This is a genomic window from Novosphingobium sp. ERW19 (genome assembly GCF_012641315.1).
Classification (GTDB): Bacteria; Pseudomonadota; Alphaproteobacteria; order Sphingomonadales; family Sphingomonadaceae; genus Novosphingobium.
The window spans coordinates 33,845-49,660 of sequence record NZ_JABAIC010000005.1 but is presented as its reverse complement, the minus strand read 5'-3'; the positions used below and the strand labels follow the sequence as shown (position 1 = coordinate 49,660).

At 64.9% G+C, this 15,816-nt stretch carries 13 protein-coding genes; 9 read left to right on the top strand and 4 right to left on the bottom strand.

All coding sequences use genetic code 11. The features are described 5' to 3' along the window. The first annotated feature begins 68 nt into the window (after positions 1-68). On the top strand, positions 69-1,121 hold the full coding sequence (locus tag HGI46_RS11220; protein WP_118075930.1) for a LacI family DNA-binding transcriptional regulator: 1,053 nt from the start codon (positions 69-71) through the stop codon (positions 1,119-1,121). Here the strand turns inward: HGI46_RS11220 and HGI46_RS11215 are convergent, their stop codons facing one another. From HGI46_RS11215 to HGI46_RS11200, 4 genes are read right to left on the bottom strand one after another with little or no spacing between them, the layout of a single operon-like run. After that, positions 1,122-3,023 (bottom strand): sialate O-acetylesterase, encoded by a 1,902-nt coding sequence (locus HGI46_RS11215; RefSeq protein WP_168904245.1) that lies wholly within the window; start codon positions 3,021-3,023, stop codon positions 1,122-1,124. Then, the gene (locus HGI46_RS11210) at positions 3,023-3,904 is read right to left on the bottom strand and encodes an SMP-30/gluconolactonase/LRE family protein (RefSeq protein WP_240946712.1); all 882 of its coding nucleotides are present in this window, start codon (positions 3,902-3,904) and stop codon (positions 3,023-3,025) included. Before HGI46_RS11210 ends, HGI46_RS11215 begins: the two co-directional genes overlap by 1 nt. Next, positions 3,904-4,662, bottom strand: a complete 759-nt coding sequence (locus HGI46_RS11205; RefSeq protein WP_168904452.1) for an SDR family oxidoreductase — start codon at positions 4,660-4,662, stop codon at positions 3,904-3,906. The genes HGI46_RS11210 and HGI46_RS11205 overlap by 1 nt, the downstream gene beginning before the upstream one ends. A 54-nt stretch (positions 4,663-4,716) precedes the next feature. After that, a complete protein-coding gene (locus HGI46_RS11200) occupies positions 4,717-5,841 on the bottom strand; it encodes a fumarylacetoacetate hydrolase family protein (protein ID WP_168904243.1) in 1,125 nt (374 codons plus the stop codon). A gap of 198 nt (positions 5,842-6,039) precedes the next feature. On the opposite strand from HGI46_RS11200, the gene HGI46_RS11195 reads away from it, so the two are divergent. From HGI46_RS11195 to HGI46_RS11160, 8 genes are all read left to right on the top strand, one after another. After that, on the top strand, positions 6,040-8,139 hold the full coding sequence (locus HGI46_RS11195) for an alpha-glucuronidase family glycosyl hydrolase (protein ID WP_240946711.1): 2,100 nt from the start codon (positions 6,040-6,042) through the stop codon (positions 8,137-8,139). Between the two features lie 92 nt (positions 8,140-8,231). Beyond that, the gene (locus HGI46_RS11190) at positions 8,232-9,431 is read left to right on the top strand and encodes a cytochrome P450 (protein WP_168904242.1); all 1,200 of its coding nucleotides are present in this window, start codon (positions 8,232-8,234) and stop codon (positions 9,429-9,431) included. 172 nt (positions 9,432-9,603) lie between these two features. Then, entirely contained in the window at positions 9,604-11,025 is a 1,422-nt protein-coding gene (locus tag HGI46_RS11185; protein ID WP_168904241.1) for an aromatic ring-hydroxylating dioxygenase subunit alpha, read from the top strand. Further along, a complete protein-coding gene (locus tag HGI46_RS11180; protein WP_168904240.1) occupies positions 11,025-11,543 on the top strand; it encodes a nuclear transport factor 2 family protein in 519 nt (172 codons plus the stop codon). Before HGI46_RS11185 ends, HGI46_RS11180 begins: the two co-directional genes overlap by 1 nt. 22 nt (positions 11,544-11,565) lie before the next feature. Further along, positions 11,566-12,900, top strand: a complete 1,335-nt coding sequence (locus HGI46_RS11175; RefSeq protein ID WP_168904239.1) for an aromatic ring-hydroxylating dioxygenase subunit alpha — start codon at positions 11,566-11,568, stop codon at positions 12,898-12,900. 167 nt (positions 12,901-13,067) lie between these two features. Continuing rightward, positions 13,068-13,619, top strand: coding sequence for a VOC family protein (locus tag HGI46_RS11170; protein ID WP_168904238.1), 552 nt, complete (start codon positions 13,068-13,070; stop codon positions 13,617-13,619). Positions 13,620-13,698: 79 nt separating this feature from the next. Then, positions 13,699-14,133: a nuclear transport factor 2 family protein gene (locus HGI46_RS11165; RefSeq protein WP_168904237.1), complete on the top strand. Its 435-nt coding sequence runs from the start codon at positions 13,699-13,701 to the stop codon at positions 14,131-14,133. Between the two features lie 214 nt (positions 14,134-14,347). After that, the gene (locus tag HGI46_RS11160; protein WP_168904236.1) at positions 14,348-15,694 is read left to right on the top strand and encodes an aromatic ring-hydroxylating dioxygenase subunit alpha; all 1,347 of its coding nucleotides are present in this window, start codon (positions 14,348-14,350) and stop codon (positions 15,692-15,694) included. The last annotated feature ends 122 nt before the right edge of the window (positions 15,695-15,816 follow it).

The following is a 15,816-nucleotide window of genomic DNA, read 5'->3' as shown; positions in this document are numbered from 1 at the left end:
TATTCGAAATCCGCCTTGCCAAGTCTGTTCGCCACCGTCAGGACTTCGCCAACGGGAGCCTTTGGACCATGAACGATACCCGATCGCGCCGCAGTGCCGGCCGGCCAACCGTCAACGATGTCGCGCGCCTTGCACAATGCTCGCCGATGACAGTCAGTCGCGTGGTCAATGGCGGGGCCGGCGTACGCGAAGAGACAAAGGCGGCCGTCGAAGCGGCGATCAAGCAACTGGGCTATGCCCCGAACCGGGCCGCACGCAGCCTTGCCGGCGCGTCGCAACTGCGCATTGCCCTGCTCTATGCCAACCCTTCGGCTTCCTATCTCAGCGAACTGCTGATCGGTTGCATGGATGCCGCGACCCGGCTCGATGCCCACCTCATGGTCGAACGGTGCGAGCCTGAGACCGACCAGTCGAAGATGATTGCACGCCTTGTCGAGAGCGCTGTGGACGGTTTTCTGCTGCCGCCCCCGCTCTGTGATGATACCGCGCTGCTTGCCCGCCTGCGCCGCGCCGGGACGCACGCCGTCCTGATCGGGCCGGGTCAGGCAGAGGCGCACCATGGCGTCGTCATGATCGACGATTACCAGGCCGCCTATGACATGACGAAGCACATCCTCGGCCTCGGCCACAAGCGGATCGGCTTCATTATCGGCAATCCGCAGCAATCGGCCAGCGCCCTGCGCCTCGCCGGATTCCGAGATGCCATGGCCGAAAGCGGTGCAACCGTAGACGCGGCGCTGATCCGCCAGGGCCAGTTCACTTATCGCTCCGGCCTCGATGCGGCGATGGAAATGCTGGCGCTGCCCGAACGTCCGACCGCGATCTTCGCCTCGAACGACGATATGGCCGCAGGCTGCGTCGCCGCTGCGCATCGCAACGATCTCGAAGTCCCGCACGACCTTACCGTATGCGGATTTGACGATACCGCCTTTGCCTCGAACATCTGGCCGGAACTTACCACGATCCGCCAACCGATCCGGCAGATGGCAGCGACCGCCACCGATCTGCTCGCGCAGGAAATCCGCGCGGAGCGGGCATCCGAAAAGGCCAGGCCGCGCCTCGCCACGCTCGACTACGAACTGGTGCGCCGCGAATCCGACGCAGCCCCGCCACAAGGCTGATCAGTTCGCCACCACTGCCATTTCGAAGCCCGGTACGGCCTGCGAACGCCCGTCGAACAGGTTGACCACCGGGCTATCGGCCCAGCCATAGCGGACTTTCGCCGCCGGCTTGCCATCGGTTGCCAGCACCACTGCATCGCCATCAACGCGGCCCGGTGCGAACCGGCAAGCGCCGGCGGCGTCGCACAGTTCGAAGCTGATCGCGGCGTCTGAACTCCAGGCGTGAAGCCCACCCTCGACGCCGCTGAACGTGACCCGCACCGCGTTGGCTTCCGCCTTTGCCGCAATTGGCATCGGCAGAGCCTTGCCTTGCGCGCCCATCGCAAGGCGCTGCGCAACCAGCAGCTTGTTTGCCGGGTGAATGTCCGTCCGCTCGCCAAGATCGATGGCCGTCGCAAGGAACGCCTTCGGATCGTCGACAACGATCTGCCGCTGCACATCCCGCGTTTGCGCCCAGCCGCTTTCAACCGGCTTGTCCGACGCCGGACCATAATTCGCAAGCTGCACGATGCCGACCTTCAGCTCCTGGCCGAACCGCGCGCGCCATCCGGCAATCAGCGCCTTCATCCGGCGCGCATAGTCCGCCGTGTCGACGTCGCTCTCGCCCTGATACCAGGCCGCGCCATCCATCGCGAAGTGCCCGAGCGGGGCGATCATGCGATTGTGCATCAGCCCGATGCCGGCATTTGCATCCCACGGCGCGCGCGGCGGGTAGGTCCTGGTCGGCGCAATGGCATAGCGCCAACCCTCGCCCAGCGGCATCTTCTCGCCACTCGCCTGCGTCAGGAACAGCCGGTCCGCCGAACTGGCAAAGCCGCCGTTGCCATAAGTGTTGGTCACGGCGATCATGATCTCGTTCACGCCAGCCTTCAGGAACCTCGGCGGCACCGCATAGGCGCGCTCCTCGTCCCAGCCGAAGGTGTTGCCCACGGCTTGACCGTTGACGAAAGTCATGTCCATGTCATCGAGCACGCCCAGCGCCAGCGTGACACCCGCCTTGGCCTGCGCTGCCGAAAGCGTCACCTGCCTCCGCATCCAGACGGTGCCGGTGGGCTTGGCCGCCAGAGGCGTCTTGTCCCAGCCCAGCCAGCCCTTGATCGCCGGAACAGGTTGCCACGGCAGTTCATCGGGCTTGAGCCATGGCTTGGCGCCCCTGTTTTCACCCGAATACCACGCTGTCCAGCGCGGCGCGAATTGCGTTACCGCCGCCAGCCTGTCCTTCGCGAACAATGCCAGCAGCGCCATCTCCTGCGCCCCACCAATCTCCGCCCCGGCCGCCGGATCAAGCCACGGCGTCACCTTGGAACCGCCCCAGCTGGCGTGAACCGCGCCGATCGGCACGCCGCGCGCCCGGCGCAATTCACGCGCCATAAACCAGCACACTGCGGAAAAGCCGCCGCTCGTCTCCGGCCCGGAAACCGCCCAGCGCGTCTGCTTGCCGAATTCGCGCTCGGGCAGGTAGGACATCGCCTTCGGCACCTGCAGCAGCCGCAGTGCCGGATCGGCCGACATCGCCACTTCCATGCCACCGTTCAGCGCGCGCGAAAGCTGGAATTCCATGTTCGACTGGCCCGAACAGAGCCACACGTCACCCACCAGCAGGTCTGAAACGCTCACGGACTCAGAACCTGAAGTTACCTTGAGGTCGGTCGCTTCGGCCGAAGCCTTGCGCGCCCGGAAGGTCAGCGCAAAGGCACCGTCCGCCCCGGCCTTCGCCTGTGCAGCCTCGCCCCCCAGCGTTCCTGCCACGACCGCCCCCGGCAGTGCCCGCCCTTCGACCACCACCGGCCGATCGCGCTGGATCACCGCGTGATCGCTCCACACTGCACCCAGTTCCAGCGCGGGTGCAGCCATCGCCGGCGCGGATACCCCTGCGCCCAGCAGGACAAACCACGCGCGCATCACGCCCTGAACTCCGCAAGCGGCGCCGCAAAACCCGGCACCGTCACGTCAAAGGCGAACAGGTCCCCCGCCATCGGCTGCGCTGCCAGCGCCTTGTCGTCCAGACCCTTGCGCGCGGTCGTCACGAACGCGGTCTTCAGGTCCGCCCCGCCGAACGCCAGCTTGGTCACATTGGCGACCGGCAGGTCGACCTTCTCGATCAGCTTGCCCTCGGGCGAATAGCGCGCCACGCCCCAGCCATTCCACAGCCCGGTCCACACGCAGCCTTGCGCGTCGCACACCGGCCCATCGGCATAGGCCTCGGGGAAATCGTCTGACACTTGCGCAAATACTTGCGCCGCACCCGCGCTGCCGTCCTCAGCCAGATCGGCGACGAAGATCGTCTTCGCCAGCGTATCGGTGAAATAAAGCTTCGTCCCATCGGGCGACACCGCGGGACCATTGGTGATGCACACCCCGTTCGGCCCCTGCGCCACCACCTCGCGGACATTCGCGCGATAGAACCTTCCGCTCGGCGCGTCCTCGTCGTCGTCCATCGAACCGAACCAGACGCGGCCCTGCGCATCTACGCAGGCATCGTTGAGACGGTTGCTCGCCGGCTCCCCGGGAACGTCCGCCACGTGCACGCTCGTGCCCAGCGCCGGGTCGAAAAGGTGCAAGCCGTCCTTCATCCCCGCCAGCAGCTTGCCGCCGATGGCAGGCACCACCCAGCCGACCTGCTCATGCACGCCGAAGCTTCCGTGCCGCCCGGTAGCCGGTTCGAAGCTGTGAATGCGCTTGTTCTTGATGTCGACGAACCACAGGCACTCTCGCGCCGCGTCCCACACCGGCCCTTCGCCCAGCGTGCAGCCAAGCTCCAGAACCCGCCGCACAGCTGTCATCACCGCCATCCCCCGTCGACCCAGTATTCGTGCCCGGTGCAGAACCGCGCATCGTCCGAGGCAAGGAACAGGGCCATCGCTGCGATGTCAACCGGCTGGAGCCGGCCCTTGAGGCACTGCGCCGAGACGATTTCCGCCTCGCCTTCGGGCGTATACCAGCGCATCTGCCGCGCGGTCTGCACATTGCCCGGAATAATCGTGTTCACGCGGATGTTATAGGGCCCAAGCTCGCGCGCCAGGCTGCGGGTCAGGCCTTCCACACCGGCCTTGGCAATCTGGTAGAGCGCCAGTTCATCCAGCCCGAGATGCCACGATATCGACCCCAGGTTGAGGATCACCCCCCCGCCATTGGCCTTCATGTCGGGCCACACCGCCTGCGAGGCAAAGAACTTGTGCTTGAGGTTCACCGCCATCCGCTCGTCCCAATAGGCCGGGGTGACATCGTCGATCCCGTGGCGGTCGTCGCTGGCGGCGTTGTTCACCAGCACGTCGCACCCGCCCAGTTCGTCAACCAGAGCAGTCATCGCCGCGCTCAACCCTTCGACGTCGGACACATCCTGCACCTTCAGCACCGGCACGTGGTGCGCCGAGCCCAGCCGCGTGACGAGTTCCCTTGCGGGATCGTCCTGAATGTCGATGAAGCCCACTTGCGCGCCCTGCAGCGCAAAGGCCTCGACGATCCCCTCGCCGATGCCGCTCGCGCCGCCGGTCACGATCACGCGCTTGTCGCGCAAGCTGGGGTATCGCGCCGCCATCAGCCGAGGCTCTGCCTGCTGGCCCGCAGCGTGATCGGCAAGGGTATGCGCGGCCATTCAGATCTTCTCCACCAGGCCGCGTGTGGCCAGATTGCGCATGAAGGCGCCAATGCCCAAGGTCCATTTGGGCGCATCGCGCGATGTCGTGACAGTGTTGCTCAACGCGCCGAGCCGATCGGAACGGATCGTCACCACGTCGCCCACCTTGTGGGTAAAGCCGCCGCCCGGCTCGTCGCGGTCCTGCACCGGGGCGAACAGCGTGCCACAGAACAGCACGAAGCCATCGGGATAGCTGTGCTCGCTCATCGTCTGGCGCACCAGTTCCAGCGGATCGCGGCTGATCTCGGTCATGCGGTTGGTGCCTTCCATGCGGAAGTTGTCGGTGCCTTCGACCACCAGTTCCACTTCGGCGGCGCGCACGTCGTCGATGCCGAAGCCCTCGTCGAACAGGCGGATGAACGGCCCGATTGCACAGGACGCAGTGTTGTCCTTGGCCTTCGACAGCAACAATGCCGACCGCCCCTCGAAATCGCGCAGGTTAACGTCATTGCCCAGCGTCGCGCCGACGACCTCGCCAGTGCCGTCGCACACCAGCACCACTTCGGGCTCGGGATTGTTCCAGCTCGAATCCGACCGCACGCCGATCAGCGCACCGTGGCCCACGGTCGAAAGCACCGGCGATTTCGAGAACACCTCGGCATCCGGCCCGATCGCGACCTCGAGGTATTGCGACCACATGCCTTGCGCAATCAGCGCGGCCTTGAGCGCCATCGCCTCCTCGCTGCCGGGCACGACGGCGCGGATACCGGCACCCACCGTATCCTCCAGGCCTTGGCGGATACTCGCCGCCGCTGCGGCATCGCCCCGCGCGCGTTCCTCGATCACCCTTTCGATAGCGCTAACGGCAAAGGTCACGCCACAGGCCTTCACGCACTGCAAGTCTATCGGCGAAAGCAGGGACCAGCCCTCGGGCAAGCCATCCTCGATCGCGCCCAGATCGCTTCCCCCTGCGAAGGTGCGGCGCGCAATCGCGCCCGAAACGGAGCTCGCCACCGCAGTGATGTCGTTGATCCGGCCATTGCGCAAAACGATCACGTGCGGCCCGTCGACCGCTTCGGCCCGACCGATGAACACGCCCTCCGCGTAGTCGCGTGGCAGGCAAGCCGTGAGGCCCAAACCCATCAAAACATCCCCCGGCTTCCCTTTGTCTGATAGCGCTACCTTAGAAGCATGCCGTCGCAAGATCAAGAGTGCCGGGCGGGATTTTCGATTACGCAGATTCCACAGGGTTCGAGCGCGCGCGAACAATTGCAACAGTGACAACACCATGATACCGCTACCACAAAATGGCCGGAGGGCCTTTGCAAAGAGGATGCGGCAATGACACGCCTGCGCGCAACGATCGCTCTGGTCATGGCCGCCATGACTGGCCTTGCCACAAGCCCGGCCCGGGCCGACGATGGCTACACTCTCTGGCTCCGCCCGGTCACCGGCACATCATCGGAAATGCGGCTCCCGGCAGCAACGGTCGAGACCCCTCGCCGCTCCCCCACAATTGACCGCGCCGCTGCCGAATTGCGCCGTAGCCTGCCCCGCCTGCCGGCCGCCGTGATGCCTGCTACCGTGATATTGGCCACCAGCAACGCGCCGCAACTCGCCGCGCTTGATCTCGATACGCGGGCGCTCGGCCATGAAGGCTATCTGATTCGCGAAGTCAGGATCGGCAAGCGTGCCGTCATCCTCGTTACCGGCAATAGCGATATCGCTGTGCTCTACGGCGCCTTTGCCCTGCTGCGCCATGTTCGTGCTGGCGGATCGACCGCTGCGATTAATCTCGCCTCCACCCCCGCCATTCCGCTGCGGCTGCTCAACCACTGGGACAACCTCGATGGCTTGGTCGAACGCGGCTATGCCGGGCAATCCTTGTGGGACTGGTGGACCCTGCCTGACTTCAAGGACCCGCGCTATGACGATTACGCCCGCGCCAATGCCTCCATCGGCATCAACGGCACGGTGCTCAACAACGTCAATGCCAAGGCCGAGAGCCTCACCGCACCCTATCTGGCGAAGGCCGCCGCGCTGGCCGACGTGTTCCGCCCGTGGGGCATCCGGGTCTATCTGACAGCGCGCTTTTCCGCCCCGATCGAACTCGGAGGCCTCAAGACCGCCGATCCGCGCGATCCCGCGGTGGCGGCGTGGTGGCAGGCCAAGGCCGACGAGATCTATCGCGTGATCCCCGATTTCGGTGGCTTTCTGGTCAAGGCCAACAGCGAAGGCCAGCCTGGCCCGCGCGACTATGGCGCCAGCCACGCCGATGGCGCCAACATGCTCGCCGCCGCGCTGCAGCGTCACGGCGGGACCGTATTCTGGCGCGCCTTCGTCTATGCCGACACTGACCCCACTGACCGCGCCAAGCAGGCTTACAGCGAATTCCGGCCGCTCGATGGCAAGTTCGCCGAAAACGTGATCGTGCAGGTCAAGAACGGCCCGATCGATTTCCAGCCACGCGAACCGGCCCACCCATTGTTCGGCGCCATGCAGCGCACGCAGCTTGGCGCCGAATTCCAGATCACCAAGGAGTACCTGGGCTTCGCCACCCACCTTGCCTACCTCGGCCCCCTGTTCGAGGAAGTGCTCGATACGCAGACCGGCCATGCACCAGATCAGACCGTGGCCACCACGCTCGCGGCGATTGCGGGCGTGGCCAACATCGGACGCGATCGCGATTGGTCAGGCAGTACCTTCAACCAGGCCAACTGGTATGCCTTCGGCCGCCTTGCATGGGACCCGCAACTGCCCTCACAGACAATCGCGCGCGAATGGTCGCGGCAGACTTTCGGCAATGATCCACAGGTCGACGAAACCGTCACCACGATTATGCTGCGCTCGCGCGAGGCGGTCGTCGATTACACCGGCCCGTTCGGTCTTGCCCACCTGTTCGGCACCGATCATCACTATGGCCCCGGCCCCTGGATTGCCGATCTCAAGCGGCCCGAATGGAACGCGGTCTACTATCACCGCGCCGATGCAGTTGGCATCGGTTTTGACCGCACGGCCTCCGGCAGCAACGCCATTGCACAATATGCCCCGGCCATCGCCGAGCGCCTCGCCCGGCCCGAAACCACGCCGCCGCAGTTGCTGCTATGGTTCCACCATCTGCCATGGACCTATCCGCTGCCGGGTGGAAAAACCCTGTGGCATGACATGGTCCGCCGCTATGATCATGGCGTCGCCGAAGTCGATGCCATGCGCCGCCAATGGGCCACGCTGAAGCCGCACATCGATGCAGAGCGCTGGGCCAAGACCGATGCCTATCTCGGCATTCAGGCCCGCGAGGCGCGCTGGTGGCGCGATGCCAGCCTGGCCTACTGGATGTCGATCAACCACTTGCCCCTGCCCGCCGGCTCGCCAGCGCCTGCACATGACCTTGCGTGGTACAAGCAGCAACGCTTCCCATACGCCCCCGGAGCGCCGCACTAGGCTCGATACACCTGCACCTATCCAAAACACCAAGCGCGCCGAGGTCTGTGGTCCCGCATGATCTGCGCAAAAGATCAGGAGAGGATCAGGTCATGCAGCGCCCTTCGCACGTCCCCGCAGATCGTGTGGTCGATATCGACATCTATCTGCCGCCCGGGCTCGAAGCCCAAGGCTTCCACCGGGCGTGGAGCGAACTTAGCGCCATCCATCCATCCGTCGTCTGGACGCCGCGCAACGAAGGGCACTGGATCGCGCTGGGCGGCGAAGCCCTGCAGGAGGTCCAGTCCGATCCGGAGCGCTTCTCCTCGCGCGTGATCGTCCTGCCCAAGTCGGTCGGCGAGATGCACGGCCTCATTCCCACCACGATCGATCCGCCCGAACATCGCCCCTATCGCCAGTTGCTCAACGCGCACCTCAATCCCGGCGCGATCCGCGGCCTGACTGAGAGCATCCGCCAGACCGCCGTCGACCTGATTGGCAGCTTCGCCCACAAGGGCCACTGCAACTTCACCACCGATTATGCCGAGCAGTTCCCGATCCGGGTGTTCATGGCACTGGTCGGCATCGACGCCGCCGAAGCGCCGAAAATCCGCCACTGGGCCGAGTGCATGACCCGCCCCGGCATGGACATGACCTTCGATCAGGCCAAGGCCGTGTTCTTCGATTATGTCGGCCCGCTGGTCGATGCGCGCCGTGGCAGCAAGGGCGAGGACATGATCAGCGCAATGATCAACGCAGACCTCGGAGAAGGCCGCCGCCTGACGCGCGACGAGGCGCTGTCCATCGTCACCCAAGTTCTGATCGCCGGGCTCGATACCGTCGTCAACGTGCTCGGGTTCATCATGCGCGAGCTGGCGGAAAACCCGGCCCTGCGCGCCGATTTGAAGCAGCGCGGCAGCGATATCGCGCCGGTCGTCCACGAACTCTTCCGCCGCTTCGGTCTCGTCTCGATCGCCCGCGAAGTGCGCCATGACATCGCCGATTTCCACGGCGTTCCCCTCAAGGCTGGCGACATGATCGCGATCCCGACGCAAGTCCACGGACTTGACCCGCGCGTGAACCCGGATCCTCTGGCCATCGATCCCGCCCGCAAACGCGCCCGCCACTCCACGTTTGGCTCCGGCCCGCACATGTGTCCGGGTCAGGAACTCGCCCGCAAGGAAGTGGCGATCACGCTGGAAGAGTGGCTCCGCCGCATCCCCGAATTCGCTCTTGGCCCGGACAGCGACCTTTCCCCCGTCCCCGGCATCGTCGGCGCCCTGCGCCGAGTCGATCTGGTCTGGACTCCCTGAACCGCAAGACCATCGAGCTTTGATCGTCATCCCGGGCCCCGACCCGGGGTCCCGCTTCGCCTTCGCGCCCCCACCAAAACCTAGCGCAACCGCTAGGTTGAGCCGACTCGCGCCTCGGTTCATAAAACAGGCAAGCCTGCCGGTTTTAACCCGGGCGGCACCGGAGAGCCTGATGCTGGACGCCATCAACCCCCACGGCCTGCCCGAGCCGACGAGCGCGGAAGACCTCGCGACGATCCGTTGCCCGGATGGCCCGAGCATGCAGCAGATCGTGGCGAACGACGTCCTGCCGCCGCCCGCCGTGCTGACGATGGAAGAGCCAGCCTACCTCGGCAGCGCTCCAGTCAGCGTGAACCGCTATTTCGACCAGTCGATCTTCGAGGCCGAGATCGAGCGCATCTGGAAGCGCACCTGGCAGTGGGTCTGCCGCGAGGATCACATTCCCGAGCCGGGCGACTACTACACCTATGAGGTCGCCCACCTCTCCTACGTCATCGTGCGGCAAGACGACATGTCGGTCCGCGCCTTCGTCAATTCCTGCCTCCACCGCTCGACCAAGTTCAAGCGCGGCGAGGGCGTGGGTTCGGGCGACAACCTGCGCTGCCCCTACCACGGCTGGACCTGGAACAACGACGGCACGCTCGCCTCGGTCCCCTGCGCCTGGGACTTCAAGCACGTCGACCCGGCAAAGACCAACCTGCCCGAAGCCCGCGTCGGCCAGTGGGGCGGCTTCGTTTTCATCAATCCTTCGCAGGACGGCCCCAGCCTGGAGGAATTCCTCAGCCCCTTGCCCGAACACTTCAAGGACTGGGACATCGCCAACCGCTACGTCGCGGTGCATGTGGCAAAGGAATTGCCCTGCAACTGGAAGACCGCGCAGGAAGCCTTCCTCGAATCCTACCACGTGCTCGAAACCCACCCCCAGCTGCTCAAGGGCGTGGGCGATGCCAACGTGCAGTACGATTGCCATTCCGACCACGTGACCCGGTTCTATGCCGCGAGCGGCGTCAATTCCCCGCACCTTGCAAACCCCCTCAGCGAGGAGGAACTGCTCGCGACGATGATCCTGGGCGACAAGGATTCCCGTGGCGAGGGCCTTACCGTCGGCCCCGGCGAGACCGCCCGCACCGTGATGGCCCGTCATCTGCGCAAGGTCATGGGCGAGGCCTACAAGTGCGATCTATCGAACGTCTCGGACAGCGAGATGATCGACACTATCGAATACCATGTTTTTCCGAACATGGTGCTGTTTCCCGGCCTGTCGCTGCCGATGGTCTATCGCTTTCGCCCGATCGGCACCGACCCCAACCGCACCTTGTTCGAAATCCTGTTCCTGCGCCCCAATCCCGAAAACGGGCCGGCGCCGGAATCGGCCGAGCCCTTCCACGTCGCAGAAGACCAGAGCTACGCCACTGCCCCCGGCTTCGATCCTGCCATGGGCCACGTCTACGATCAGGATACCGACAACCTTCGCGCCCAGCAGGCCGGCTTCCGCGCCAGCGCCACTGGCGTGCAGCAGCTCGGCAACTATCAGGAATCGCGCATCCGCCACTTCCAGATGGTCGTCGACAAGTACCTGGCAGGAGAAGCCTGATGGCCTTTGACATGGCCGCCGAAGTCCGCGATCTCTGCGCTCGCCGCGACATCCACGATGCGCTGTGCCGCTACATGCGCGGGCAGGACCGGCTCGACCCTGAACTCCACCGCAGCGCCTTCCACGATGACGCATGGGTCGATTGCGGCCTGATGCAGGGCAGCGCCGATGAGTTCGTCAGCTTTGCCCAAGGCTTCCTTGCCGATCTTGGCGGCAGCCAGCACATCATCGGCCAGGCCCAGATCGACGTGCGCGGGGATGAGGCCAGCGGCGAAGTCTACTTCTACGCCTGGCACCGCACCTGTGAGGAAGGCGAACCCAAGGACCTTGTCGTCGCCGGGCGCTATGTCGACGAGTATACCTGCAAGAATGGCGAGTGGCGTATCAGCCGCCGCCGGGAAATAGTGGACTGGGCGCGTACCGACCCGGCAGCCGACGGATTCCTTTCAGGCAATCCGCTGGTCCGGCCGGGACGACGCGGAACGGACTTCAGCCAGACCCGAGACTGGCCGGTCTGAGACAGTATCAGAGGACGCCGAAATGACCGCTCAGGACAAGATTTCCCGCTACTCCCCGGAGTTCGACGTAGCCGTTCGCGGCGACACGATCACCGCCGACCGCTACATCACGCGCGAGTGGATGGAGCTGGAGAACAAGCACCTCTGGCCCAAGGTCTGGCACCTTGGCGGCGTGCTGGCCGATCTTGAGGAAGAGGGCGATTTCATCCGCCACAACTTCGGCAAGGAATCGGTCGTCATGGTCCGCCAAGCCGACGGCTCGGTGAAGGCGTTCTACAACACCTGCCCCCATCGCGGTAACCGCCTTGTCCTTGGCGATGTCGGCTCGGCCCCGCGCCTGACCTGCGGCTATCACGGCTGGCAGTTCGATCCCGATGGCACGCTGGTCCACGTGCAGGACCCGGATGATTTCGCCGGCGGCAACCCCTGCGGCAAGGTCACGCTTTCGGAACTGCGCTGCGACACGTGGGGCCCGTTCGTGTTCTGGTGCATGGACGATGACGTCGCCCCCCTGCACGAATGGCTCTGGCCCTACACCGAGCGCCTTGCCGGCTACAAGCTCGACAACTGGGTGCGCGTGCTCAACGTTTCGGCGGACTGCGACTTCAACTGGAAGATCATCCGCGACAACTTCAACGAGAGCTACCACCTCCCGACGATCCACCCCGAACTCGCCACCTTCATCAACGATGGCCTGCCGACCACCGTGTTCGAGATCTACGAGAACGGCCACAACGCGATGTGGATGATCGGCCACCAGGCCACGAGCCGCAAGGACTATGTCAGCGGCGATGTGCCGCCGGGGCTCTACGAGGCCGCCGAGGCCTGGGGCATCGATCCCAAGGAATATCGCGGCCGAACCGCCGACATCCGCGAGGCCGTGATCAAGGCCAAGCGCGAGCGCGGGGCGGATGCGGGCTACGACTACTCCTCGATGACCGACCAGCAGCTGGTGGACTACTTCCACTGCACGCTGTTCCCCAACCTGACGATCACCATGTCGCCCGAACAGTGCCAGATCCTGCGCACCGAACCGCACCCGACCGACCCCGAAAAGTGCGTGTTCCAGCACTGGTGCCTCTATCCGCCAAACGCGAAGATGGACGAGGTCCTGACCCCGGTCGGCATGGCCCCGCTGCGTCAGGATGCGATAGCGCGCCACTCGGTCTACGGCGATGGCGTCTCGGTCGGCTATGTCGCGGATCAGGACCTGTCGATCGGCACTACCCAGCAGCAGGGCCTCAATTCACGCGGCTTCAAGGGCTGCCTGCTGCCGGGTCAGGAAAAGCGCGTGCAGCGGTTCCATGAAAAGCTGAACGACATGGTGCTGGGGCATCCGACGGCAGCGCGGGAATAAGGGCAGCAAGCCCACCCCCAACCCCTCCCGCTTGCGGGAGGGGAGAAGAAAAAACTGACGCGACTTGCCCTCCCGCAAACGGGAGGGCCGCGAGACTTGCTGAACGCAGTGAAGCTGGTCGCAGCGGGGTGGGCACGTGCGCCCGCGTGACAGGAGAGGGACAAGCAATGACCAACACCACCATCACCCCCGGCCAGGTCGGCCCACACGTCATGCAGGCCGCCTTCATCGTCGAGGACGTCGAGGCCGCCGCCAGGGCATGGATCGCCGCCACCGGCATCGGCCCGTTCTACATGGTCCCGCACATCGAGCTGGCCGAGGCGACATATCGTGGCGCACCATCGGACGGCATCGACTTCTCCGTCGCGCTCGCCCAATCGGGCGGCGTGCAGATCGAGCTGATCCAGCAGCACTGCGACCGCCCGAGCGCCTACCGCGATACCATCGCCAAGGGGCAGACCGGCTTCCACCATTTCTGCATCTACACCGCCGACTACGACGCCTGCCGCCAGCGCTACGTCGACCAGGGCTTCGCCGTGGCCATCGACGGCAAGTTCGGCGCGATGCGCTTCTGCTACGTCGACACTTCGCCGGCATTGGGCTGCATGATCGAGATCGTCGAGGAGGACGAGAACCAGACCTCTGCCTTCACGAAAATCGCCGAGGGCGCAGCTGGCTGGGACGGCGTGACCGACCCGATCCGGCCCCTGTTCGATTGAATGTTCATGTAATGTTCTTTCGATGTTTCCCCGGGGAAACATTCCAACAAAATCCATAAGTGTCTGAGAGGAAATGATAATGCAGTGCCCTATCGAGGATCGCCTGGCAATTCAGGACCTGATGATCGCCTATGCCCACGCGGTGGATACGATCGGCAACATCGATGGAATCCTCGATCTCTTCACCGAGGATGCGGTGTTTGACCTTTCGGGCATTGGCCTCACTCCGCAACTCGGCCACGATGGCATCCGCGCCTTCTTCACCAACGTCTTCGCCAACATGGCGCATCACGCCCACTACCTGACCAACTTCGCGGTCACTGCCTACGCAGGCGATACCGCCTCGATGCGCGCCTATGTGATCGGCATGGGACAGGGCAAGGACGGCAGCAGCGTCACCGTCAACGGCCGCTACTACTTCGACGTGCGCCGCACCGAAAAGGGCTGGAAGGCCACGCGCTACACCATGGATTTCCTGATGCCGCTGTCGGGCACGCTGGACAACGCGAAGTAAGTTTAAACCGCTGCCCACCCCCGACCCCTCCCGCCTGCGGGAGGGGGGCGTAAGTGCCCTTCCGCAGGCGGGAGGGCCGGGAGACTTGGGTCTGCGCAGCAGGCCCTAGTCGGACGGGGTGGGCAACGGCGCTACGCTAAAAAGAACAAGAGACGACATTGCCAACCCCCCATCCGGCGCTCGGGGAGAACGCCGGTTACAGGAGCGCTCCATCATGGCCACCTATATCCAGGTCCCCGAAGTCGATGCCCCCTACCCCACCCACGAAAGCGCGCAGTTCCCCGAGCCGCGTGGCGATGCGATTACCGGTGACCGCTACTGGTCGAAGGACTTCGCCGCGCTCGAATGGGAGCACATGTGGAAGCGCGTGTGGCACGTTGGCGGGCGGGAGAGCCAGCTTGAAGAGGCAGGCGATTTCATCACCCACAACTTCATGCGCCAGTCGGTCATCATGGTGCGCCAGAAGGACGGCGGCATCCGCGCCTTCCACAACGTCTGCCGCCACCGCGGCAACCGCCTCGTCACCGTGGAAGAGGGCGGCGTCGGCGAACACTTCACCTGCCCCTACCACGGCTGGAAGTGGAACATCGACGGCGCGCTGGACTGGGTGCAGGACGAGGAGGATTTCCCGCAAGGTTCCCCTTGCGCCAAGCTGCGGATGAAGGAGGTCCCCTGCGAGACCTGGGGCGGCTTCATCTTCTACAGCTTCGATCCCAATGCCGTGCCGCTGATGGAATACCTCGATCCCATCCCGACGCTGCTCGGCAACCGCGACCTTGCCAGCTGGAAGCGCGTGGTGTGGCGCACGCTGCGCGTCAACACCAACTGGAAGTTCGCCTCGGACAACTTCAACGAGGCCTATCACATCCCGGCGGTGCACCCGCAGTTCGAAGGCATGATCGACGATCACTACTCGACCACCGTGTTCGAGATGTACCCGACCGGCCACAACCGCATGATCGAGAAGCTGCAGCCTTCGAGCCGTTATCAGGACGCGCAACAGATGAAGCCGCTGTGGGCGCAGGTCCTGAAGGAATGGGACCTCGATCCCGCCGCGTTCGAGGGCCGCGCGCAGGAGGGCCGCCTTGCGCTGCAGCAGGCGCGGCGCAAGCTCGGGCCGGCGCGGGGCTATACCCATTTCGAGAAGCTCGCCGATGACGAGCTGACCGACCAGTTCCACCACACCTGCTTCCCCAACCTGACGCTGACCGGCACGCCCGAAGGGCTCCACGTCTTCCGCACCGAACCCGACATGGAAGACCCCAACTGGTCGACCTTCGACTACTGGTATCTCGCCCCGGAAGTGGCAGGCGGGGCCGACGTGCCGACGCTTTACGGCAACCGCCCGTGGAAGGAAGCCGAACACCAGAGCGGCGATTTCGACGCCTACAGCGCCGAAATCCCGCAGGGCGACTTCCTCATCCAGGATCTCGACGTGGCGGTGACCCAGCAGCAGGGCCTGCACTCGCTCGGCCACGACGACGCCTACCTGGCGAGGCAGGAGAACCGGGTGCGCAGGTTCCATGAGGTGATCAACGACTACATCGCCGGGCGGCGGTGAACTCGGCGCTGAGAAAGCCCACCCCCGACCCCTCCCGCTTGCGGGAGGGGGGAAAAAGTAACGAATGAGCCCTCCCGCAGGCGGGAGGGCCGGGAGACTTTGGTCTGCGCAGCAGGCCCTAG

What these genes read in the sequence shown, in the direction of transcription:
- HGI46_RS11190 (WP_168904242.1), top strand. Translation starts at nt 8,232, where the DNA reads ATGCAGCGCCCTTCGCACGTCCCCGCAGATCGTGTGGTCGATATCGAC.
- HGI46_RS11220 (WP_118075930.1), top strand. Translation starts at nt 69, where the DNA reads ATGAACGATACCCGATCGCGCCGCAGTGCCGGCCGGCCAACCGTCAAC.
- HGI46_RS11165 (WP_168904237.1), top strand. Translation starts at nt 13,699, where the DNA reads ATGCAGTGCCCTATCGAGGATCGCCTGGCAATTCAGGACCTGATGATC.
- HGI46_RS11170 (WP_168904238.1), top strand. Translation starts at nt 13,068, where the DNA reads ATGACCAACACCACCATCACCCCCGGCCAGGTCGGCCCACACGTCATG.
- HGI46_RS11180 (WP_168904240.1), top strand. Translation starts at nt 11,025, where the DNA reads ATGGCCTTTGACATGGCCGCCGAAGTCCGCGATCTCTGCGCTCGCCGC.
- HGI46_RS11175 (WP_168904239.1), top strand. Translation starts at nt 11,566, where the DNA reads ATGACCGCTCAGGACAAGATTTCCCGCTACTCCCCGGAGTTCGACGTA.
- HGI46_RS11185 (WP_168904241.1), top strand. Translation starts at nt 9,604, where the DNA reads ATGCTGGACGCCATCAACCCCCACGGCCTGCCCGAGCCGACGAGCGCG.
- HGI46_RS11215 (WP_168904245.1), bottom strand. Translation starts at nt 3,023, where the DNA reads ATGCGCGCGTGGTTTGTCCTGCTGGGCGCAGGGGTATCCGCGCCGGCG.
- HGI46_RS11160 (WP_168904236.1), top strand. Translation starts at nt 14,348, where the DNA reads ATGGCCACCTATATCCAGGTCCCCGAAGTCGATGCCCCCTACCCCACC.
- HGI46_RS11195 (WP_240946711.1), top strand. Translation starts at nt 6,040, where the DNA reads ATGACACGCCTGCGCGCAACGATCGCTCTGGTCATGGCCGCCATGACT.
- HGI46_RS11210 (WP_240946712.1), bottom strand. Translation starts at nt 3,904, where the DNA reads ATGACAGCTGTGCGGCGGGTTCTGGAGCTTGGCTGCACGCTGGGCGAA.
- HGI46_RS11200 (WP_168904243.1), bottom strand. Translation starts at nt 5,841, where the DNA reads ATGGGTTTGGGCCTCACGGCTTGCCTGCCACGCGACTACGCGGAGGGC.